Consider the following 23233-nt stretch of genomic DNA (forward strand, 5'->3'; position numbering starts at 1 on the left):
AAGCCTACTCTTCTAATCTCAAAAGAGTAGGTTTCTAGATTTACAATTAATTAACACGACGTACATGACCGTTAAATGCACCACTCCAATATGAACTGTTCATATCAGCTACGGCTAATCCTGTAGAATTTTGTGAACCAATAAATTTATCGCCACCGAGATAGATGCCTACATGAGTATTTGATCCAGCAGTGTCGAAAAATACCAAATCACCGGGTTGTGCTTCACTGTAAGATACTTTCTTGCCTGTACCTGCTAATGCTCCTGTCGTGGATGGAATAGAATATCCTCCTTGTGCGAATGCCCATGATACAAATCCGGAGCAATCAAAACCACTTGGGGTCTTCCCACCCCAGCGATATGGGGTACCAAGATGTGGATTCCCTGCATTTATTACAGCGCTCATGCCGCTACCACTTGGAGTTGATGGTTGCTTTGGTTTGTCACTGCTATCATTATTGTTGGTATCACTGTTATTGCTCGTATCGTTGCTATCATGATTACTGTTGCTATTCGTACTATTGTTATCATGATTACTGCTACTCGTATTAGTAGCATCATGATTACTGTTGCTACTGTTATCGTCCGTATTACTGCTATCATTATTATTGTCACTACTGTTACTGTTCGTACCGTTGCTGCTATTTTCTTCACTGCTTACAGTCGTAACATTAGCATCTGATTCTTCATCAGCCGATTCAGAAGCCAATTCAACATCTTGTGATGAAGGTTCTGGTTGATTTTCTTCCGCAATGCCCTTCTTGACTTTATCTTCAAGTGCTGCTAACTGGCTATCTTCCATTTCCAGTCCTTCTTTTAGTTCTTCTAAATCACTCTGTCTGGTCAATAATTCTTCTTTGGATTCCTCGTTTTGTTGTTTCTGATCTTCAATTAATACAGTCATTTCGTCAAGCTCTGACTTTTTATTTTTTAATTCTTCTAAATTAGCTAGTACTTCTGCTTGTTTTTCTTCCACTTGCTGCTTATCATTTTTCTGTTCTTCTACCAAGGCTGCATCGGAATCTGTAATCTTGTTAACCGCTGAAACACGGTTGACAAGATCCCCAAAACTTTTGGAACCAAATATTACTTCCAAATAATTTACATCCCCACCATTTTGTTGATAGGAAACAAGTCTTTCTTTTAAAATCTCGAACCGTTTTTCGATTTTTTCCTCTAATTTACTAATTTCTTCTTCTAATGAATCTACTTTATCTTGCTTTTTTGCAATATCTTCTTCTGCTTCATCCATTTTGCTCTGGTTATGTTCCAATGCTTCATCAACTTGTTCGATTTCCTCATTTAATTCTTCTAGGTCGAATAACACGTCTGCAATTTCGGATTCTGCTTCTGATAGATTTGCTTTTAAGTCCGAGCGATTATTTTCGATTTGCGATTGTTGGTGTTGTAACTCGTCTATGGGCTCTGCATAAGCTGAAGCACCAAAAAACGCACTACCTATACCAACGGTGGCCACTGTTGAAACAGCTACTATTGTTTTTTTCAATTTTCTCCCCCGTTTCACCACATCTGCAAACCATGCTTTTATGTATTATCATGTATGTTTATGTCATCTTTCTTTTAGGTATACAGTAATGTGATCGTTAATATTTTTTATGTAATCTATTTAACTAGGCAATTTGTAGTATATCAGAGAAAAATGACAATTATGTAATAGTAATATTACAATTATATTTCAAATTCGACATTAGTAGCATATAGATTAGGGCTTAACTTTTTCCATCCTATTTTGAACAAGCAGCTTAAAAGAATATATTTTCCATTATGACGCACTTTATATCATAACTTCATTTAATTAAAGGAATAATGATGATATCCCCTTTTTTTAAAATGTTGTAAACGTGTTATACTAGTAAATATGTATCAGACTGTTAGAGGGGATCAGAAACGTGAGACGATTTCATTTTGTGGGTAGCCGTGTTGCCAAAACGGGGGTATCTATTTTCCTTACGGCATGGATTTGTGAATTACTAGGCTGGCCCCCGGTATTTGCGGTTATTACAGCAATTGTTACCATAGAGCCTACTGTGTCGGATTCTATAAAAAAAGGAATCGTTCGTCTTCCTGCGTCTGCTATTGGATCGGCATATGCTGTACTATTTATTGCTTTATTTGGTAATTCTCCGCTAACGTATACGCTCGCAGCCGTTTTTACAATAACTACATGCTTCAGATTGAAATTGCATGCGGGCTTACTTGTTGCAACACTTACAGCTGTTGCTATGGTCGAGGTTATTCATAGCAATTATTTCATTTCATTTGTTATTCGACTCGGAACAACAACAGTAGGAATATTGGTTTCCACCGTGGTAAATATGTTTGTATTTCCACCAGATTACACGGAAGACATCATGAAAAATATTCGTGCAATGGGCAAGCGAACGGGAAAAATCACAGGCCTTGTTTTCCGGGGTATCCTAGAAGATAAACAGAACGTCGCTGAAAAGGATATGGTGGATCAGCTTGAAAAAAAGATGATGCAAACCGAAACCTTAATCCGTTTTCAAAAAGAAGAAGCCAAATATCATCCGCTTGTAGGAAGTGAAAAACTTCAGTTTGATCATGCACAGAATCAAATGGTGCAATTACGTTTAATCCATTACCATATCGATAACTTAATCAACACACCATTAACGACGAACAATTGGTCAAAAGAGGAAAAATCTATCATATTACACGCTGTGACGAAGCTGTCTAAAGCATTGGAAGACGAATCATACTACAATCCAGTAAAACACCAACAGGAGCTGCGGCAAATAACGGAAATCTTTTGGGAGGATAATGAAGAAATCACAAGGAGCAGCAAACAATACCCGACGAATTTCCCACCGGAGTTGATTATCTTGTACGAATTGCTATCGATTTACAATCTTGTTACAAAATTTTACAGGAAATAGATTACAAAGAGGCTGGGACAAAACAAAAGTGTTTAATTAAAAAGACGAACATTATCAAACTTAGCGTAGGAAATATGCGGAGACTCCAGCGGGAGGGAAGGCATAGGTGAGACTCCGAAGTGCGATAGCAATCTTTTTTGCGAGGAGTGCTGCCCCTCGAAGTCGCTTGCAACACGAAGCGCACAAGGGGGCTCACCAGCCGCCCTAAGGTGCGCGAAGTATATTTCCGAAGCGATGTATGTTCGAAATTTATTTGTTAAAAACACTTTTGTCCCAGCCTCTTTATAACATACACTTAGGTTAATATTTCTACTTTAAGGTTGATTCCCACGTTTTTCAACTAAATCACTGAATCAAATCATGCTTAAACGCATAAATCACAGCCTGTGTCCGGTCCTGGACTTCCAATTTTCCTAAAATATTGCTCACATGTACTTTTACCGTTTTTAATGCGATATATAATTCATCCGCAATTTCCTGATTTATTTTCCCCTGAGCGACTAATAGCAAAATTTCCATTTCACGATCTGTCAATTGTTCATGCAGATCCTCAGCAGGTTTTTCCCGCATGCGATTCATGATTTTCCCTGTGACTTCAGGTTCCAAAATCGATTGCCCTTCATACGTAGCACGGACTGCTTTAGCAATTTCGCTTGCCTTTGATGTTTTCAACATATAGCTTGTTGCTCCAGCTTCCAGTGCCGGATAAACTTTTTCATCATCAAGAAAACTGGTGACAATAATAATCCTCGCTTCCGGCCACTGTGCAATAATATGACTTGTTGCTTCAATTCCGTCCATTTCTTTCATTACAAGATCCATCAAAATAATATCCGGTTTTAACGCCAATGCCTTTTCAACTGCAGGCCCACCATCATCTGCTTCAGCAACAACCTCCATATCAGGTTGAGCAGAAAGGTATGATGACACACCAATCCGTACCATTTCATGATCATCGGCGAATAGAATTTTAATCATTAGGCTCAACCTCTTTTCTTAGGTTCGGGACTTTTACCTCTAACTGTGTACCTTCATTAGGTACACTTATAACTTTAAAGAAACCTCCTACTTCATAAGCACGTTCACGCATATTTTGCAGACCGTAAGAACCCGTTCTACTATTTTCCATATCAAAGCCCTTTCCATTATCAACTGTTCGTAAAATCACTGTCTCATCACGTTCAATTAACATAACATGAAACGTGACAGCTTCTGCATGTCGAAGTGTATTCGACATAGACTCTTGCAGAATGCGAAAAAGTTGATCCTCGACACCTTTATCAGCCCTGAATTCCTCAATCTTCCAATCAATCTCCATTGGCACTTTTTGCGTCATCTCAATCAGTAGTTCCTCGACACCTTTCTGTAAGGATTTCCCTTTTAACGCGGCCGGACGTAGATGAAGTAATAATGCACGCATTTCAAGTTGAGATTGATGAATCATGTTTTCCACCATTTGCATTTGTTTCTTTATCGAATCGTGTTCCGGTGGATTCGATTCATTTATAGCTGACATCATCATCGATGCGGCAAACAGCTGCTGACTAACCGAGTCATGCAGCTCCCTTGCTAGTCGATTTCTTTCCTGGACTACAATTTCCTGAAGGCTTTGCTCCCGTTCGTTGGCTCTTTCTGTAGCCAACCGCTGTGAATATTCCGTCTGGTTCCTAAGCTTCTCTTGGAGCTGCTCCATCCGCATCTCGATGTTGCCTAATTCTTTGTAGGTCACGTCTCCTGTTGTGAATTTTTGACCTTTAACCATTTCATCCAGTCTATGTTCAATCTGATGAAGTCGTTGCTTCCAATACCGTCCTATGGATAGGCCAAGTATCGTACCCAATGTGATTGATATTCCTATCACCAGTAGTAGAAATGATACATTACCAATTTCCTTTTTTAAAATAAGTGACCAATCGTCTAAAGGAAAAATTAGCAGCGTTAAACCTACTAATATCAATGCCAGGAATAAACTAAATAGGACTGCGGTGAAAACATGACGTATCATTGTACTCATATTCGTTTCACCTCAATATCCCCGGAAAATATAGACGTAATGATTTTTACACGTGGGTATGTACCACCATAGTTTGATGTTTGATACAAAAGTGATTTATTCATTAATTTCCAGTGATGGTTTCCAAAAATATATGCCCGACCAAAAACAGAACTGTGATGGATACTCACTTCCACTTCGTAGGGGACGTAAATTTCAATATTTCCCATTATATGCCGGATGGAAATGATTGCAGTATCCTTAGGCAGAACTGTGTTGCTCAGATCAATCATACGATCCCCAAAAGCTCCATGAATATTTACATCTCGCCATTGGTATGCAGTATTCTCTGTTTCCTGATCTTCAAATAATTTATGATCAAATAATGGTTTCATTTCTATTATTGAATCCATCGTTTCTTCATCAACATCAGGAAACATCGGGTTTATGTGTTCTGTCTCTTTTTTGGACTTTGAATAATTAAGGATGAATAAAACAATTGCTGCAATTATCAAGAAGCGAACCGCAAGTAAGTTCAATACAGCAAATACCAGACCAACTAATGAAATCCAAAATAAAATTTTCCCCCATAGTTGGTCAAATTTTTTCCAGCCAATATACATAAAAAAACCGGAGAACAGTGCCGGGATGATAGTACCTCCAAAAAAGAAGACAATTTCAAAAATAAAGAGGACCACTCCAATGATCAGGATCCAGTTATACGTATCTGTTGTCAACCGTTTAAACATGAGAGTGAGCCCCCTTTCTAATTATGTAAAACAGGCGCAGCGGGCCGCACCTGTTCTTAGTATATCACTTTTTCCTTAAACATTGGATAGACTAATTTGCTTTATCGTCCATTTCCTGCTCAAGCTTGGCAATTTTACTATCAAATGTGCTTCGATAGTAGGAGCTATTTACTTTATACTCCAAGCCCTCGATATATTGTTCCATCTCCTCGAAGCGGGAAAAGGGTTTGTCAGCCGTTTCTTCGGTGACTTTATTTATCTGATGGTTCGCATGTGCAATATTCTCACGTCCCATTAATTCCATGCGACGCAGATGCATATCTTTTAGCTTATGCTTCATTTCTTCATATTTTTGTTCCAGTGTTTCCAATTGTTCCACCGCTTCTTCTCGGGAAGCCTTCATACGCTCAGCACGTACTTGATATTCCTCATGTTCCTTCATCGCAAATTCACGCATTTGTTCTTCGCCGGCTTTTTCTGCAATATTTGCCTGCTTTCGTCGCTTATCTGCAAGATCCTGTGCCATATGATACTCTCTCGTGAATTCATCTTTCAATTTGTACTGACGATCTACTAATTTTCGAACTTTATCTTTTTCCTGTTCACTTTGACGCAGGTATTGATTTAAAGCAGCTATTGGGTTTTTCTGTTCCTTTTGATCCATCATATTGTGCAGATCTGCTGAAATCGAATCTTTCATCCGTGTAAATATGTTTGTAGCCATTGAAATTCTCCTTTTTTAATTATTTATTTCCGACCATTGTCTTTCAAAATTGGTAAACGGGTCATCATCATGTACCACATGTACAACCGGGTCACTGTCATCCTTTTTCCAACCGACATAAATTAAATACAGTGCATATGCTGCCACTAAGCCAATAACCGCAAATATATTGGATAGAGCGACGCTAAGTACAATCAAACCAACAATGACCCATCCAATTTTTGCTGCTGTTGAATCACTCTTAACGAATTGCTTAAAAGCGACATACAGTAGCCAGACACTAAGGGCTAAAAAAACCATTGGTCCGAGGTTAGCTAATAAGATGATCAAAGCAACTAACCCACCGACAAACAACATAAATTTCTTCATTACTTCCGCCTCCTTTCTTTATCCTGACTTTCATTTTACCGAGGAAACGGGGTATCAGTAATGAGCCTGCGCCATATTTTAGACTAGGGCTTCAGACGTAGGTGGATGTCGTTTTTTTAAAAGAAAAGAATAAAAAAGCCATTAAAGGGAAGCTGTTAATCCCTTTAATGGCTCTTTAAAATGTATAGCCGAATTCTGCTGCAATCAATTCATACGATTTTTTCCTTGCCTCATAACTATGGGTGATTGTGACAATCATGAATTCTTCTGTCCCGTAACGCATTTGTAGTTCTTCTAGCTGTTGCCTCACCTCAACGGGGTTTCCGATGATCGTATTATTTCGCATATCCCGTATGGTTTCTGTCTCTTTCTCAGAAAAGTCATATCCCTTCGCTTCCTCAATACTAGGAACACCATCTTTTCCCCCACCTTTTCCCTGTTGAACTTTCCAAAGCAAGTGACTTAATGCGAGCTCTTGTGCTGCTTTAGTGGTTTCAGCACAAATAACAGATACCGCAATAATTGCCTTTTTCTCATGCTCCACCGTCACATTTTCATGATATTTCTTCACAATACTGGGTCCGGCCTTGTCCGTCATGAAATGGCCAAACGCATACGGTATCCCTTCTTCTGCTGCTAAAATGGCGCTTTTTTCACTTGTACCGAGTAACCAAACTTCAGGTGAAGCGGATGGAACTGGGGCCGGCGTAATCTTGGAATACATATGATCTTTTGGAAAATCCCGATCATGGTATAAAAAGGTTAACAGCTCCGTTAACGATTCAGGCATTTTACGAACCTGCTCTAAAAAATTATCCGATAATGCCATGGTAACTTCTGCAGATCCACCTGGTGCTCGCCCAATACCCAAATCCACCCGACCGGGAAATAGTGTGGTCAGCATGTTGTACCTTTCGGCAACGTTATACGGTTTATAATGTGGCAATAATACAGCTCCTGCGCCGATTCGAATCCGCTTCGTTTGTGAACCAATAAGCCCCAGCATGATATCCGGAGCAGGTGACGCCAGTCCTGACAAATCATGATGCTCGGCAACCCAATACCGAGTGTAGCCTAATTCATCAGCTCTCTTCGCAAGTTCAACTGTAGCCGTTAATGCTTCTTGAGGGGTTTTCCCAGATGAAATAGGTGATTGGTCTAATATACTAAGTTTCATGATGTCATCCCTTCTTTCTTGCTATTCTTCTCCCTTTTTCCCAATTTCATCCACGATTTTCTCTGCTGCTCTGCGGTAAAAATTACTCATACTTGTAAGGGTTGCTACCATCAACAACTGTTGCAAGTATTCCGCATCGGTATCTTCCAATTCTACTATCTCTTTGTTAACCTCCTGTTTATGGGTTTGAAGGTCCTCCTTAAACATATCCACATTCGTTTCCGAAAGCTTAACATAATGCTTGTACAGATGTTGTAAATCAAAGTCATCTTCCGTCAATTTTGTATTTAATTTATCCAAGGTCGTTTTCACATCATTGATCGATAACGCACCCTTCATCTGATAAATCATGCTTATAAGAATCAGATGGTCTTTGGAGTATTTTTTATTTTGAACGGGAAAAAACAATTTACCCTTGGCATAATTGTTGATCATCGTTTTCGTCAAAACCTTTTCATCATCATTGCGCTTGGAATCCGCAAATTTATTTTCAAATAATTGTATAACCTGATCCATGTACAAATCAATATCCGGTATTTCTTCGAAGGATAAATGGTTATCCAAGTCCAACGCTTCTAGTAAATCATCCATATTCTTCATAACGAAAACTCCATTTTTTTCATTTGAATCTATTATAGTGCAAACATTTTTTAAAGTAAATATTGACTACTTAATGATATGCATATATGATGGTAATATAGTTTTAAAAACTACATAGTAAAATAAGGGTGTTGATAAATTGGGGATATATATACGTGAACCAGTAAACGGGTTTACACATTTATTTGGAGCTGTTTTATCGTTTTTCGGTTTACTTGCATTGGTTATTAAAGCTTCCATAACCACAGAATCGATGCTTGCAATCAGTGCAGTAATTATTTTTGGTGTCAGTATGATCTTGTTATACACGGCATCAGCCACCTATCATATGGTGGTTGCCAAAGATCATGTCATTGCTTTTCTAAGACGGATGGACCATTCCATGATTTTTGTATTAATTGCCGGAACCTATACACCGTTATGTTTAATCAGTTTAAATGGCGTAACGGGATGGGTGCTTTTCGCCGTGATAAGTGTGATCGCCATTATGGGGGTTATATTTAAACTGGTCTGGTTCCATTCACCGAGGTTGTTGTCAACTAGTCTCTATGTAGCAATGGGGTGGCTTGTTGTTTTTTTTACTCCTACGCTCTCCCCAATCTTAGGTGCTGGTGGAATGACACTCCTTATTACCGGTGGTCTGTTTTACACGGTCGGAGCTGTCATTTATTGGCTTAAACCGAAGTTTCTATCATTTAAACATTTCGGCTTTCACGAGATTTTCCATGTGTTTATATTATTCGGCAGCCTGTTTCATTTTTATTGTGTGTATGGGTATGTGCTTTAGCTTTGAGGTTCTTAAAGGGAAAATCAACTGGCTGGAAATTACCCTCGTCTGTGAGCGTCATACCCCTCACAGCATGTAGGATTGTGGATCGCACATAACCGTTTGTGCGTGTCTTGAAACAGGGTAGCAGGGATTACGCAACCTATGCATACTGGACACTGCAACGGTGTGAGTTGGTTTACATAGGAAGAGGTTACTGGATTACTCGGAAAAGTGTGGACATGTAGACAAATCATATCTCTCTGGTACATGGTTGTGTCGATTCTAGGCCTTGCATGTACCATAGAACCATTCTCAAACTCATGATTTGCCTGAAAAAGCTCATCCATGTACCGTAGAACCGTTCTCAAACTCATGATTTGTCTGAAAAAGCTCATCCGTGTACCGTAGAACCGTTCTCAAACTCATGATTTATCTGAAAAAGCTCATCCGTGTACCGTAGAACCGTTCTTCATGCACATGGTTCGTCTGAAAAGCATAGGATACTCATTTTTCCTTCCCCATTGAGAGATATATAGCGACAAGTGCTTTCTTTTGATTCTTGCAGAATTCTTTCAAGAGGCCAGATCCAGATCCTGCTCAGCTTTTGTCCATAGTGCAACATCATCTGCAAAATGGATAAAACGCCATATAACCACCTTTTATTCCTAAATGTTTCCACGCCTATATCAGGAACAATAATTCGTATCCAATCAATGCTTAGAAAAATGCTTTAACACTCAGTACCAAACTCACTCCAGCCACAAAAACAATAGAAGGACCAACAATCCATCTTCGAAATCGCGGCCAGACAGCATAGGTTACCTCTTCACCTCCATAAGGGACAACGACAAAAAAAGGGCTTTCTATCAATTTTAAGTAAATACTCTTTGTCCAGGTATTTAAAAAAAAGACAAAACAGATGCATAACATCCACTTCAACCAAACGGGCAGAACAATGACTCCAAATATCGTAAGACCGACTATCTGGCTTAAACTTACCATGTATCCTTTATGACGCAAAAAAGCTTTTAATAAAAATTCAAGCAACCCATTTTCTTTATTCCGCTTCTGAAACATGTGCTTGGAATTCGGAAAAAGCATGGGAAGTTTACGTTGCTTGACGGGAGCTTGCTCCACTTCCTGGGAGAACATTAAAATAAATTTAATATAGCGCACACGCTCCGTTTGCTCAATCACTAATTCCTGTAGAAAATAGCGATTGGTTCTGACAAACCGGGTCACATGAAAATAGCAAACACCACCGATAACCACGACGCTTGCAGCAGCCAACAACACACCATTCACATGTAAAATCAGCATATAAGTCACCATAAAAACAACAGGAAAAATCATCCATCTTGTTATCACACGCGTGATTACTTTTTTTAATGTTAACATAGAAAAACGACATGCATTTACTACTATGAATAAAAACAGAATATCCATCACGACAAAATCATACATGAATAGAAGAATTGGTAGTATAACTATAAATATAACAGCCGTACTTAAAATAATTTGACAAATAGAGTAAAGAAAACCCGATAATTTCAGTTGATAAAGGACTTGCTTTCGTTGCATGAGAAACAGCATATCTGCTTCCAAGAGAAAGGTCCGGAAATTCCCAATAATGGACAGCATTAGTATGATTCCAATTAATATAGATAATGGAATTTCTTCACTCCAATAGATGTGAATATCCTGCCACATCTCCATATACACCAAAGGAGCAACGATAAATGCTGGTACGACGGCATATAAAATAATAGACCAATCAAAAACAGAACGCAAAACCTTCCATTGAAACTTCCATTCTTCCACAAACCGCCTGCGAAAAAGCTGTCTACCAGTCATAGGAAATCACGCTAGTTAGAACATCGAAGCAATCAAATAATGATCCCTGTGCTAACCCGCTATCCGTTTGAATTTGTGCAAGTGTCCCTTGCGAAAGCACCTTTCCATTTGAAATCAGGATAAAACGATCGCAAACCTTTTCAGCTGTATCAAGTACATGTGTGGACATAAGCACCCCTGCACCACGCTCTTTTTCCTGATGGATCATTTCCAATAACTTATTAATGGCAGTTGGGTCTAACCCCATGAAAGGTTCGTCAATGATATATAAACAAGGCTGCTTCAATAAAGCAAGCACAATCATCCCTTTTTGCTGCATTCCTTTTGAGAAATTTTCCGGATAATGGTTAACGACATGAGACAGTTGAAACGCCTTCAATAGATCCCGGGCTAGAGGGATAAATTGCTGTTCATCCACTTCAGTAATAGATAATAAAAAATCAATGTGTTCCCACAAAGTTAGTCCATCATAAAAAATCGGTCTTTCGGGAATATAAGCGTATTCAGTTACATGAATATCTCCATTTATATAATTTAAAATTCCGAGTATTGCTTTAATAGTTGTGCTTTTACCAGCCCCATTGGGACCTATCAACCCGACAATTTCACCTTTATCCACAGAAAAGGAAATATCTTGGAGTACCTTAGCATCTGTTGTATACCCACCTTCTATAAGGTTAGCTGATAATACATTACTTTGGTTCATTTATTGAATTACCTCCATTTAGCCCGTTCATAATAAAATTATAACATAAAGAAGATATACAAAAATGCCCTCATATAAATATGAAAGCATTTTGCATGAATTGCTTTATTCTCCCTCTTCAATTTGCCAGGAACCATTTCTGCGTGGATCTCCCCCACCATACATTCCTTGTGTTTGCCCTTGTTCATTAAGAATAACCCCAAGGCCTTGTATACCTCCATAGAATAGTGGAGAATCATGTCCGATAACAGAATACCCCATATCCCGGAGTTTTTGCATCGTTTCTTCGGGAAGCGCTTCTTCCACATAGATAACTTCTTCTTCATTGTAAAAGCGTGATGCCTCAATGGCCTCTTGCAGACTAACCCTTTCATCCTCTTCGTTAAAAGCATACTGGTACTGCATAATTGCCTGAAAGAGCATAGCCGGAATACGTTTTCCACCGGGAGTCCCTATTCCAAGAACGGGTTGACCACTATCTTCAAAAATCAATGGTGATACGAATGACCTCGGCCTTTTTCCAGGTTCATATCGGTTTAAGGATTCATCATCCGGACTGAAGTTGTCCATTTGATTATTGAGGAAGAATCCATTTGTATACCTTCCCGATCCATAAAACTCCCCTAACGAATGTGTAGCTGAGACCATCCTTCCCTCTTTGTCTACAATAACAAAGTGTGTAGTATGTCTGGAATCTGCTTCTTCGGAAGGTGAATCAAATAGCGTAGATGTATCTGCTTCTGTTATTTCTTCATACGAAATTTCATCAAACATCTCATCAATATAAGCATCACTAGTAAAAGATTCATGATCAATTTGATCAAATTCCGGATCACCTAACGTATCAATACGGTGACGGTACGTAATTTTTGTGATCTCGTTCATAAGATGCATATAAACATGTTCGAGTTCATCATGGTTCACCAAGTCTCCAAAATCAAGGTTCTCCGGTATATCCTCATCAGGAAACATTTCCGTGAGGTCTATTTTGTCAGCTAATTTTAATGCCTGAAGTACAACCGTTGCTGATGAAGGTGAAGCACCACCATAAACGATCTGATCTCCAACTTCTGCCTTAACCGGTTCGGATACTTGTGGTTCATATGTTTCTAAGTCTTGTGCTGTAAAACCTAATTCCTCCTGAAGCGATTCTCCGATCGGTCCGCTATAAAATCCCTCTGATCGGTTTTCCTGGATAAGCCTTAATGTTTCTGCCAGCTCATCTTGCACAAGGGACTCATTAACGGCTAATGCCTGGCCTCCAGGGAAAAATAATTCCCTTTCCTGTGGATCCAACTGAAGATAACGATCAGCACTACTTGTCTGCTGGTTAAAAATCTCCCCAACCTGAAACCCTTCCTCAGCTATTTCAATCGCAGGCTCTAAAAGGTCTTCCCAAGCCATCTCCCCATAATTTTCATGAATGGAGTCCATCCCTTTGACAAGGCCGGGAACGGCAACACCCCTATCCGGCTGCTCACCACTAATGGGAGCGGCCTCTCGGTAATCATAGCTGACAGCCCCTTCTTGCGGATCATGGTAAAGCATAATGCCACCACCGCCTATACCTGATCCATATGGTTCAACAACATTGAGCATAAATGAGACGGCCACAGCCGCGTCGATCGCATTTCCCCCATCTTCAATGATTTCCATACCGACATCTGCAGCTAGCGGATGAAGAGAACTGGTCCCGTAAACTTCTACACGTGGCTCTTCTGCATCACTTGCATCCGCCTCACTTTGACCTCCAACCGATTCCACTTGCCTATCCGTATAATCATCACCGGAATAAGGCTCTCTAAACGGGTCAAATTCATCTTCAAAATAATAATTCCAGCCAATTAATCCAATCAAGACAATTCCCGCAAAAATATAGGTGATTTTTAAATAACGTTTGACATTCATGATGTAATTTGCACTCCTTCAAGGACACCTGCTTTATCCAGGTCAATGTTTAGACGTCCATCTTCCACAGTCCACCATTCATTGTCCAACTCTTTCCTTAGGGTCCTAAAAATGCGGTAGTCTCGATAGAACTTCGTCCATCCAGCTGTTTCCCTCGGGCTGGTATTTTCAATATACATTGGTACAAACGAAAGTTGTTTAGAACCGTCATCCAGGAAATCGAATTGCGCCATGGCAGATTCCTTTGTACGGGTCCAGCCCTGATCGAAAACGAAATTTCCCATACCGTTCATAACAATGGCGCGATTCCCATCTGCCCCTTCTACAACAGTGACAGGTTCCAGCACGTGGGAATGATGACCAATAATAATATCTGCGCCATAATTAGCTAAGTATTGTGCCAGTTCTTCCTGCCGATCGTTGGAGCCAACCTGGTATTCATCCCCCCAATGGATATGGACAATAACGATATCTGCCCCGCCACCATCTTCTTCCTCCGGGACTTTTGCCTGAAGCAGGCGATTTCTTAACTCCATCATTCCTTGATTTTGTGGTGTGAATACGCCTCCTACATAGTCCTGAGCACTGAATCCTTCCACAAAAACATCCGTAAAGCCAATGATGCCTGCACGAACATCCTCATTGATATCAAAATAGGACATTTCAGCAGCATCCGTTGCTCCTTCTTCCTTTTCTTCTTCCGAAAGATTCATGGCATCACCAATTCCTACCGTATCAAATGGTGCATCTTCTGTATGAGCCAACGTCTGCTGAAGCGATAAATCACCAAAGTCAAGGGCATGATTATTGGCAAAGTTAACAGAATCGAATCCCGCAGAATCGAGCGCATCAATGGCCCATGGTTCTGAATAAATATGGATATCTTTATTGTGTAATTCCGCATCATCCATCATTGCTTCTACTTCCTCATCATCAACATCTAGTATCGGGTTCTCAAAATTTCCGGTAACATAATCCGATTCTTCAAAAAAAGGGTGAACATAGTCAAAGACACGCTCCATCGATTCACCACTTCTTACAGCAGCATCATGCACATGACGCCCCATCATCATATCACCGACAATGGACATTCGGTATTCTACATTATCCGGCCTGGTATCAGACGGCGGAGAAGCGGAAAAGAACAACTGATGACCAAAGAAAGGAATTGCCAATACAATAAGCGCAATGATCGAATGACGTAAAGCTCTGTTACGATGACGAATCGTCTTCAATTTTAATCTTTCTTTAAAGGATAATTCTTTAGCCATTTTCTAACGCACCTACTTTTGAAACTTGACTTTGTTAAGGGGGTTCTTAGAAAGCATTCTTTGCTTTATTAGAAACCTTTAAAATTTGGAGTGCAAACCTTTATGGTAAAGCCAAAGCTCGCACTTAGATAGATAAGAAAGGTTAACCTTTCTTATCTACTTAAAATAAATGATAAATCGTAATAATGATAAATGTACAAAAAGCAATAATGAATGTGGATGAGAAAGTAGGAAGAACTCCCTGTTTATGAATGGAATTGGCAATCAATCCTGGCACAATAACACCGATCCCCCTTAACTCCATAACTGGAAAAGGGGTTAATGGATAGAGAAAATCCATTCCCATTTTCAGCAAGACCCCTATGGTTAACATTGCAGCAAACTTGCGCCGTCCATATAATACAGTTACTCGACCTATTACCTGTGTGACAATAAGGTACGTCAGTAAACTGATCACCGCTACAACGACAATATACATAAACTGATCAAAAATGAGGGCAATATATCCCGGTACAACCAATCCTGCTGGGACAATCCCAGTTTTTTCAGCATAAATTAGTGAAAGCAGAACACCAATAATAATAGCAATATATAAATCTGTACCAAACACGTTTGTGCCAACTCCTTTATGCAAACCCTGCTCATATGTCTCCGAATCTCTATTAGAAAACTTGGCATTTGCCAAGCCTTAGGCAAATGCCTTAGTTGCACTTATACAGTAAGAGGGTAGTCATACTTTCTTAACTGCCTAAGAAAGAGATTCGGCAAAAGTTTTTTCTTTATGGCGTGATTGTTTGTTATTTTGTTTCTTTGTTTCTTTCGGCTCGGAAACATTTAATTTTTCCAATTCCAGTTGCTCTATAGCGTCCGCTAGTTCCTGACCGCCTCCGTGGATATTTCCAATTCCGTAAATCGAACTTTTCTCGGGTAACCCCCTAATATATGCCAACACTCGCTCTGTTGATTGTTTTTCAAGATTAATAAGCTTATTTACAGGCAGTTTTCCATTCTCATAAGCTTGTACAATCGGTGTAACACTTTTCCCTGTCAAAATAAGAGTATCAGCGTCTAATTCGGGTAGCACCTCTTCGGCAAATTGAATGGTTCGGTCGACACGGTCATCCCGACAGTTCATGATCACCACATTATTATCAACGGGATAATCTTGTTCCTGAATTTTATTCCAAATATTAATGGTAGAAGTCATATCATTTGCTGCAAAGCCATTAAAGAAAAAGCTCGGGGCTGTTTCCCTGCCAAATGCATGAACCCGCATTGCGCCAGGATCTACAGGGGCATTAAGCATGCCTCGGAGCGCAACATCCCGGTCAATCTCAAGGATATCAGCAACAGCTAAACCTATCGCAGCATTTTCAGCAAACATCATAAACGGAAATTCGGTTAGATATGCATCATCGATGAGATCTGTATTTGCAACAACTACTTCACTACCACGACGGCCAGCTATCTCAGCGAAATATCGATAATAGTGTGTAGGAGGAATAACAACATAACCATTGTGGGGAATGGTTCGGCCAAACGCTTCTGCAATCTGGTCAATGGTCGGCCCCATGGTATCTAAATGATCTTCCATGACATTCGTAATAATCGTGATCGTTGCTTTTACAAAACGTTCCTGAAAAACATGCTGATATTCGGGGTTCACAGCCATACACTCTGTTACAAATGCATCCACCCCACGTCTAGCAACTTTATTAACCATCACCTTTTGCTCGGAAATATTAGGACCTTGCAAGCTCCTGGTAATGGATTCCTCTTCTTCTTTGTCCCAATAAAATAAGCGAGGGGAGGTACCGGTTGTTTTACCAGCTACACGTTTCCGGTCTTCTTTGATAATTCCCATCACTAACCGTGTTACTGTTGATTTACCTCTGATCCCGTTCACAAGGATCCTTGTAGGAATTCGATTTATATTTCTATCCAATTTTTTTCTCTCACGTATCCCTATGTACAACACAATGACGGCAAATATTGTCAAATAAATCAACTCATTCATGTTAAACCTCCTAGTAATCTATGAAATTATACTACTTTCAACAAAAATCAACAACCCTTATGTCACTTTTGTAATATTAAAAATAAAATTCTTAGATTTCTGTTATCCACGCTTAAAATATACTTCTATCTTAATATACTTGCCGCTTCGACAAGCTTCAAATTCACGTATAGTATTATATGTCAAAGAAGGGAAGGAGGAAATACGATGGGATGGAGACAACGAAAAAGCAAGCATTCACAATCGAATGCGGATGCAAAAGGACATGTTGACTTTGATAGTGAAATCGAACTAGATAACGACAACGATAACGATAATGATTTAAAAAACAAAAATCGTAATATTAACCTCGCCAAACTAAAAGAAAGCGGAAATTCTTATGTTAAGGTCAATGTTTATCTTGACGATGATCAAAAAACAAGAGTCCACTCAGATGTAGACTTTGATAACAAATGCCATTAAGAATAAATACAAGACCGAAAAAAACGTATAACGAACACAATGAACCTATCGAATATAGCCGCTTCGATATTCTTTGTAGTTACAGGTCATCATCATATGTCAAAGAAATAAAGGAGTGCGTACTATGGGGAAATGTAGAAAAAGAAATTTTAATGAGCATGGCAATCAGGAGTTTTATATGTCAAGATCAAATGCGGATGCAAAAGCGAATGTTGACTTTGATAATGAAATCAACTTAGATAACGACAATGATAACGATAATGATTTAAAAAACAGGAACCGTAATATTAATATTGCCAAAGTAAAAGAAAGCGGAAATTCTTATGTTAATGTTGATGTTTATATTGACGCTGACCATAAAACAAAATCCCATTCAGATGTAGATAATGATGAAAAAAAGTGTCAAAAACAGGAACAAAATCGAAAAAAGCATAAATAATGAAGTGAGGAAGCTATCCCATTTCAATCTGTAAAAAGCGGGCAGCGTAAACGCTGCCCGAATCATTGTTAACAACAATGAATTTGCTACATATCCTTGCCTCTGCTATTAAAAGCACAACATGTCCATAGACAATTTCTGCGCCTTTAAAAGGAAAGCTCGAGCTTTCTTCTTACCAACTCTCTTTCCAAAATTCGAATGAAATCTTGATTTAAACCAAGATCCATTGCTTTTTTATACGAGTCAACCAAAAGCTCGTCGGATAAATATTCCATACTGCACCTCCTCCCAGAATCTATTTGAAAAAGTAGTTTCCGCATCACCTCCTTTCATCAAATAGCGAAATGAGAAGATTCTATGATCGTTTCTCAATTAGAAAACGCTACTTTTGTCATCCCCTTATAGCAAAATATAAATTGTATTTATGTACATAGATTTTTTACTTTTCCATTTGCCAAGAAAAAAAGCATATCAGAAAGAATAGGGTCAAGTTTATCCGTTTACAACTTGGCCTGATCCCTTGATATGCTAGAGATATAGAGTAATTCTTTGCATACGGGTAGCGATTTAATACACCAATTTTCTCAAAATCAGCCACTTCGCGCAAATTTTACAACATATTCCTATGTTCGACAGTGGGTCATGTTTTAAATGACTTTGAGTACCGAAAAAATAAAGGGACAGCTTCCCTGTCCCTCGTTCCACTATTATGGGAAAATTAATACAGAAGCATGCTTAGCCTTTGCTGGAAAGAAATCTGAATTAAAATTATAGATAAGTGTTTTTTATGGAATTTGTAATTTTTAGCTGGGGGGTGCCAATAACCGGTTGTACAACCTGGGGCTTGGTTGTGGAGGTTTTACATTAATCATTGTATTATTTATCCTTCTCATCATTGTTGCTGCGGAAGGATAGAGAGAGCATTTGGGACAATGGACCTGTCCCCTTGTCCCACAAACACAAAAAAGCCCACCAACATTATGTATTGGTGGAGACGGTGGGAATCGAACCCACGTCCAGAGATATCGCCACTCAGGCTTCTACACGCATAGTTGGTATATTATGATTCGCTGACACTAAAGCCTACCAACAGGCTCTAAAGAGCAGCTAGTCTGATTGGTTTCAACTATTATCCTCAGATGGTGGATAATAGTCAGAGCCCGCTTCATTTGAGACCCTTCAATCTGCCACACGGGCGATAGCAGGAAGGATCGCTTTAGTCAGCTTATGCAGCTGCTAAAGCTGGTGAATTGTTTTCTTTGCCAGTTATATTTAGGCGAGTAACGTTTTACGAGCCGTAACCTCGACGCGCAACCTGAGCTCAACCTATCCCTGTCGAATCCGTAACGTCCCCATTTAAAGAGGCGCTCAGGAACTATATTGAGCATATTCATATTTTTATCATCTAACATCATTTATTATATCATAAATTCCATTGAAGTCAAGCGAGTGACTGTTTATTCAGCGCATGCTGTACTTGTTTTGTACCCTAGTTTTTATCCAGCCCTCGCGCGTTCAGAACGTCTACATTTATCACTTCGCATGCTCTTTAATAGCACGATCCGCATCCCGTTTCATTTGTTTTCGTTTCAAATCTTCACGTTTGTCGTATTTCTTCTTTCCTTTTCCAAGTCCAATTAATACCTTTGCCACACCATTCTTAATATAAATTTTCAGTGGCACAAGTGCATATCCCTGTTGCTGGGTGCGTCCAATTAATTTGTCAATTTCTTTCCGGTGCAACAGCAATTTTCTTGTACGTGTTGGATCATGATTGAAACGATTTCCCTGTTCATATTCGGCAATATGCAAATTAATGAGTTTAACTTCTCCACGATCAATTCTTGCATGGGAGTCCTTGATATTCACTCTTCCCGCACGAATCGATTTTATTTCCGTCCCCTGTAAAACAATACCTGCTTCATAGGTTTCTTCAATAGAGAAATCATGGGACGCTCTCCTATTCTGTGCAATTGTATTAGCCTTTCCCTTTGGCATGGCGTTTCCTCCTACTACTCCGACGCGTAAAATTAATTCTACCAAATATAGACGACGATTCCAAGACCAACCCGTTCACTATAACAGCAGTAAACTTAACGCCATTATAGCCATCCCAATGATAACGCCATAAATGGAAGTATGGGATTCATCGTATTTTTTCGCAGCAGGTAATAACTGATCCAATGAAATAAACACCATAATCCCTGCCACCATAGCAAATATTATACCAAACATAACGCCATTTAGAAACGGCATAAGAATCAAAAAAGCAAGAAGGGCACCAGCAGGTTCAGCCAAACCGGACAAAAACGATAGTTTGAACGCCCTTTTTTTATCCCCTGTTGCATAATAAATAGGAACAGACACTGCAATCCCCTCTGGTATATTATGAATGGCAATTGCAATGGCAATAGCAACGCCAAGGGTAGGATCCTGTAATGTTGACATAAATGTTGCGATCCCTTCAGGAAAATTGTGAATCCCAATAGCTAATGCTGTGAATACACCCATTTTCAACAATGAAGGGTCATTGATGGCTGCCCCAGGTTTATCCATGTCTTCAACCTTCTTTACTTCATGCGGGTTGGAATGTTTCGGAATGAATCGGTCAATGAGTGCAATTAACACCATTCCTGCAAAAAAAGCGATTACCGTTAACCAGCTACCTGCTTGTTCCCCCACATCAGTAATCAAAGCATCCTGCGCTTCGAAAAATATGTCAATTAGTGAGACATAAACCATAACTCCTGCAGACAACCCTAATGCAAAGGATAAAAATTTCGTATTCGTTGTTTTGGCAAAAAATGCAAGTAAGCTCCCTATCCCTGTAGCAAGACCAGCAAATAACGTGAGTAAAAATGCTAATAAAATGTCATTCATCAATATAATTCCACCTTCCATCCAGAGCATGAGAACCATCATCCTATAGTACACGTCAAAATAATGTCTATTCACACCAACTTTTATGTAATTAATTCATATATATAAACCATCATTAACAACCATTTAAAAGGATGAGCCAATACGATTATCCAGCTCATCCTCGATTACTTTATCTTTTCTTCTTCTTCCGATTTTTTGTGGCTGTTGGCTTATTTTTTTTCTTACGTTGTTTTGGCTTTTGAGACTGAACTAGTTCAAAGTCTACAGTACGTTCATCGGTATTAACACTGGCTACTTTTATCTCTACTTCGTCACCAATACGATAAACATTAGCTGTTCGCTCACCAACTAGTGCAAGACTTTTTTCATCATAATGATAGTAATCATCTGTTAGATAACTGACATGGATAAGCCCTTCAACGGTATTTTCCAATTCCACAAACATACCAAAACTTGTTACGGAACTGATAACGCCAGTGAATTCTTCGCCAATTTTGTCCTGCATATACTCCGCTTTTTTCAAATCATCTGTCTCCCGTTCAGCATCCACAGCTGTTCGTTCCTTTTCAGATGTATGTCTTGCAATTTCCGGCAAACTTTCTTTCCAATATCGGATGGTATCCTTATCCATCTGTTTATTGATTAAATAGGTTCTGATTAAACGATGGACAACTAAATCAGGGTATCTCCGAATTGGTGATGTAAAATGGGTATAAAATTCAGTTGCTAAACCAAAATGACCAATGCTTTGTGGATCATATTTCGCTTGCTTCATGGAACGTAACATGAGCTTAGATACAATCATTTCTTCGGGCTCACCTTGTACCTTTTCTATTACTTTTTGCAAAGCTTGTGGGTGAACCTCGTTAGCTGTACCTTTAACGGTAAGCCCAAGACTTCCAAGGAATTCGAAGAAGCTTTGTAGCTTCCCTTCATCTGGATCTTCATGGATACGATGGATAAATGGTACATCCATCCAATGAAAATGCTCAGCAACGGTTTCATTTGCTGCTAGCATAAATTCTTCAATTAAACGTTCTCCAACAGAACGTTCCCGTATCACGACATCCTCTGGTTTGCCTTTTTCATCCACTAAGACTTGTGCTTCTTTAAAATCAAAGTCAATAGCCCCTCGCCCCATACGTTTGCCGCGTAATATCGATGCTAATTCTTCCATTTGTTCAAACATAGGTACCAAGGAGCTATATTTTGCTCTGGTTTCCTCGTCATGGTCGGCTAAGATTTTGTTTACATCCGTATATGTCATGCGCTCAGCCGTCTTTATCACACTTTGGAAAATCTCATGACGGATGACTTCCCCTTTTGATGTGATTTCCATCTCACAGCCAAGTGTTAAACGATCCACTTGAGGATTTAAAGAGCAAATCCCATTGGAAAGTCGATGGGGAATCATCGGAATTACTCTATCTACCAAATATACACTTGTCCCTCGCTCGAACGCTTCTTTATCCATCGGTGTGCTTTGTTCTACATAATACGTGACATCAGCGATATATACACCAAGCTTGTAATTCCCATTATCACATTTTTTAACCATAACCGCATCATCCAAATCTTTTGCATCCGCACCGTCAATCGTAACGATGACCTCATCACGCAGATCACGCCGGTTTTGAATCTCGCTTTCAGAAATACACTCCGGTGCATTAGCAGCCTGATCGAGCACTTCATCAGGGAAGTCTACTGTAATACCATGCTTATGAATGATGGAAATAATATCAATACCCGGATCATTTTTATGTCCAAGGATATGAATAATTTCGCCTTCCGCACTCTTACGTCCTTCCGGGTATTTCGTAATATGGGCAATGACTTTATGCCCGCTCACTGCACCATTGGTCCTGTTTTTCGGAATAAAAATATCATTTGGAATGCGTTTATCATCCGCTATCACAAAACCAAATGCGCGGTTATCCTCAAACGTACCGACAACCTGCAAAGTAGCACGTTCCAGAATTCGTATCACACTTCCTTCCGGGCGTTTATCACTATCGTCTTTCCTTTCCATTCGAACCAGCACTTTATCCTTATTCATTGCTGAGCCGAGATCAGCGGGGTTAATAAAGACATCTGTCTGATCTTCATCATCCGGAATGAGGAAAGCGAACCCTTTCGCATGCATTTGAATTCTTCCACGAATAAGGTTCATCTTCTCAGGTAAGCCGAATCGATTTTTCCGTGTTCGAACAAGCTCTCCTTCTTCCTCCAGCGCATTCAGTGCTTTGACAAATTCCTTAAAATGACTTGTATCATCAATTTCTAATGCTTCTTCGATTTCATCAACCGCCAAAGGCTTCGTGCCTGATTCCTTAAAAAATGTAAGGATATCATCTTTCATTTACTCACCTTCTTTACTCATTATAATTTCCTATC

At 39.4% G+C, this 23233-nt stretch carries 23 protein-coding genes and 1 other RNA gene; 5 read left to right on the forward strand and 19 right to left on the reverse strand.

The window, feature by feature from the left end; translation table 11 throughout:
• Positions 1–46 precede the first annotated feature (46 nt).
• Positions 47–1507: a C40 family peptidase gene (locus tag KFZ56_RS13425; RefSeq protein ID WP_255585141.1), complete on the reverse strand. Its 1461-nt coding sequence runs from the start codon at positions 1505–1507 to the stop codon at positions 47–49.
• Positions 1508–1910: 403 nt separating this feature from the next.
• On the opposite strand from KFZ56_RS13425, the gene KFZ56_RS13430 reads away from it, so the two are divergent.
• Positions 1911–2918 carry an aromatic acid exporter family protein gene (locus tag KFZ56_RS13430; protein WP_222642420.1) on the forward strand — a complete coding sequence of 336 codons (1008 nt, stop codon included), beginning with the start codon at positions 1911–1913 and terminating at the stop codon, positions 2916–2918.
• Between the two features lie 345 nt (positions 2919–3263).
• Here the strand turns inward: KFZ56_RS13430 and KFZ56_RS13435 are convergent, their stop codons facing one another.
• The 7 genes from KFZ56_RS13435 to KFZ56_RS13465 all read right to left on the reverse strand — a co-directional run bounded on the left by KFZ56_RS13435 (position 3264) and on the right by KFZ56_RS13465 (position 8530).
• Positions 3264–3896, reverse strand: coding sequence for a response regulator (locus KFZ56_RS13435; protein WP_222642421.1), 633 nt, complete (start codon positions 3894–3896; stop codon positions 3264–3266).
• Positions 3889–4932 (reverse strand): sensor histidine kinase, encoded by a 1044-nt coding sequence (locus tag KFZ56_RS13440; RefSeq protein WP_222642422.1) that lies wholly within the window; start codon positions 4930–4932, stop codon positions 3889–3891. The genes KFZ56_RS13435 and KFZ56_RS13440 overlap by 8 nt, the downstream gene beginning before the upstream one ends.
• A complete protein-coding gene (liaF, locus tag KFZ56_RS13445) occupies positions 4929–5660 on the reverse strand; it encodes a cell wall-active antibiotics response protein LiaF (protein WP_222642423.1) in 732 nt (243 codons plus the stop codon). Before liaF ends, KFZ56_RS13440 begins: the two co-directional genes overlap by 4 nt.
• A gap of 91 nt (positions 5661–5751) precedes the next feature.
• Positions 5752–6384, reverse strand: a complete 633-nt coding sequence (locus KFZ56_RS13450) for a PspA/IM30 family protein (RefSeq protein WP_222642424.1) — start codon at positions 6382–6384, stop codon at positions 5752–5754.
• Between the two features lie 15 nt (positions 6385–6399).
• Positions 6400–6753 carry a lmo0954 family membrane protein gene (locus KFZ56_RS13455; RefSeq protein ID WP_222642425.1) on the reverse strand — a complete coding sequence of 118 codons (354 nt, stop codon included), beginning with the start codon at positions 6751–6753 and terminating at the stop codon, positions 6400–6402.
• A 175-nt stretch (positions 6754–6928) separates the two neighbouring features.
• Complete coding sequence (locus KFZ56_RS13460; RefSeq protein ID WP_222642426.1) at positions 6929–7930, reverse strand: LLM class flavin-dependent oxidoreductase; 1002 nt, start codon at positions 7928–7930, stop codon at positions 6929–6931.
• Between the two features lie 21 nt (positions 7931–7951).
• Positions 7952–8530, reverse strand: a complete 579-nt coding sequence (locus tag KFZ56_RS13465) for a DUF1836 domain-containing protein (RefSeq protein WP_222642427.1) — start codon at positions 8528–8530, stop codon at positions 7952–7954.
• 139 nt (positions 8531–8669) lie between these two features.
• Here KFZ56_RS13465 and trhA point away from each other — a divergent pair, with 139 nt between their 5' ends.
• Entirely contained in the window at positions 8670–9317 is a 648-nt protein-coding gene (gene trhA, locus KFZ56_RS13470) for a PAQR family membrane homeostasis protein TrhA (protein WP_222642428.1), read from the forward strand.
• A 699-nt stretch (positions 9318–10016) separates the two neighbouring features.
• On the opposite strand, the gene KFZ56_RS13475 is transcribed toward trhA, so the two are convergent.
• The 6 genes from KFZ56_RS13475 to pgsB form a co-directional block, all read right to left on the reverse strand.
• Positions 10017–11153 carry an ABC transporter permease gene (locus tag KFZ56_RS13475; RefSeq protein ID WP_222642429.1) on the reverse strand — a complete coding sequence of 379 codons (1137 nt, stop codon included), beginning with the start codon at positions 11151–11153 and terminating at the stop codon, positions 10017–10019.
• On the reverse strand, positions 11143–11859 hold the full coding sequence (locus KFZ56_RS13480; protein WP_222642430.1) for an ABC transporter ATP-binding protein: 717 nt from the start codon (positions 11857–11859) through the stop codon (positions 11143–11145). The genes KFZ56_RS13475 and KFZ56_RS13480 overlap by 11 nt, the downstream gene beginning before the upstream one ends.
• Positions 11860–11964: 105 nt before the next feature.
• Positions 11965–13767: a gamma-glutamyltransferase family protein gene (locus tag KFZ56_RS13485; protein WP_222642431.1), complete on the reverse strand. Its 1803-nt coding sequence runs from the start codon at positions 13765–13767 to the stop codon at positions 11965–11967.
• Positions 13764–15038, reverse strand: coding sequence for a CapA family protein (locus KFZ56_RS13490; protein ID WP_222642432.1), 1275 nt, complete (start codon positions 15036–15038; stop codon positions 13764–13766). The genes KFZ56_RS13485 and KFZ56_RS13490 overlap by 4 nt, the downstream gene beginning before the upstream one ends.
• Before the next feature lie 160 nt (positions 15039–15198).
• Entirely contained in the window at positions 15199–15648 is a 450-nt protein-coding gene (gene pgsC, locus KFZ56_RS13495) for a poly-gamma-glutamate biosynthesis protein PgsC (RefSeq protein ID WP_222642433.1), read from the reverse strand.
• 138 nt (positions 15649–15786) lie between these two features.
• Positions 15787–17055 carry a poly-gamma-glutamate synthase PgsB gene (gene pgsB, locus KFZ56_RS13500; protein WP_222642434.1) on the reverse strand — a complete coding sequence of 423 codons (1269 nt, stop codon included), beginning with the start codon at positions 17053–17055 and terminating at the stop codon, positions 15787–15789.
• A 207-nt stretch (positions 17056–17262) separates the two neighbouring features.
• Here pgsB and KFZ56_RS13505 point away from each other — a divergent pair, with 207 nt between their 5' ends.
• Together KFZ56_RS13505 and KFZ56_RS13510 are read left to right on the forward strand one after the other, a co-directional pair.
• Positions 17263–17517, forward strand: a complete 255-nt coding sequence (locus KFZ56_RS13505; protein WP_222642435.1) for a hypothetical protein — start codon at positions 17263–17265, stop codon at positions 17515–17517.
• A 178-nt stretch (positions 17518–17695) separates the two neighbouring features.
• Positions 17696–17956, forward strand: a complete 261-nt coding sequence (locus KFZ56_RS13510) for a hypothetical protein (RefSeq protein ID WP_222642436.1) — start codon at positions 17696–17698, stop codon at positions 17954–17956.
• Positions 17957–18102: 146 nt separating this feature from the next.
• Here the strand turns inward: KFZ56_RS13510 and KFZ56_RS13515 are convergent, their stop codons facing one another.
• Complete coding sequence (locus KFZ56_RS13515) at positions 18103–18231, reverse strand: sporulation histidine kinase inhibitor Sda (protein ID WP_222642437.1); 129 nt, start codon at positions 18229–18231, stop codon at positions 18103–18105.
• Positions 18232–18784: 553 nt separating this feature from the next.
• Here KFZ56_RS13515 and KFZ56_RS13520 point away from each other — a divergent pair.
• Positions 18785–18871, forward strand: coding sequence for a YjcZ family sporulation protein (locus KFZ56_RS13520; RefSeq protein ID WP_255585351.1), 87 nt, complete (start codon positions 18785–18787; stop codon positions 18869–18871).
• Positions 18872–18942: 71 nt separating this feature from the next.
• Here the strand turns inward: KFZ56_RS13520 and ssrA are convergent.
• The 4 genes from ssrA to rnr form a co-directional block, all read right to left on the reverse strand.
• Positions 18943–19310: a transfer-messenger RNA gene (gene ssrA / locus KFZ56_RS13525) on the reverse strand.
• 179 nt (positions 19311–19489) lie between these two features.
• A complete protein-coding gene (smpB, locus tag KFZ56_RS13530) occupies positions 19490–19954 on the reverse strand; it encodes an SsrA-binding protein SmpB (protein ID WP_222642438.1) in 465 nt (154 codons plus the stop codon).
• Positions 19955–20032: 78 nt separating this feature from the next.
• Positions 20033–20836 carry a zinc transporter ZupT gene (zupT, locus tag KFZ56_RS13535; protein ID WP_222642439.1) on the reverse strand — a complete coding sequence of 268 codons (804 nt, stop codon included), beginning with the start codon at positions 20834–20836 and terminating at the stop codon, positions 20033–20035.
• 172 nt (positions 20837–21008) lie between these two features.
• The gene (gene rnr, locus KFZ56_RS13540) at positions 21009–23198 is read right to left on the reverse strand and encodes a ribonuclease R (protein WP_222642440.1); all 2190 of its coding nucleotides are present in this window, start codon (positions 23196–23198) and stop codon (positions 21009–21011) included.
• Positions 23199–23233 lie beyond the last annotated feature (35 nt).

It is taken from the genome of Virgibacillus sp. NKC19-3 (assembly GCF_019837165.1).
Lineage (GTDB): Bacteria > Bacillota > Bacilli > Bacillales > Amphibacillaceae > Virgibacillus_L > Virgibacillus_L saliphilus.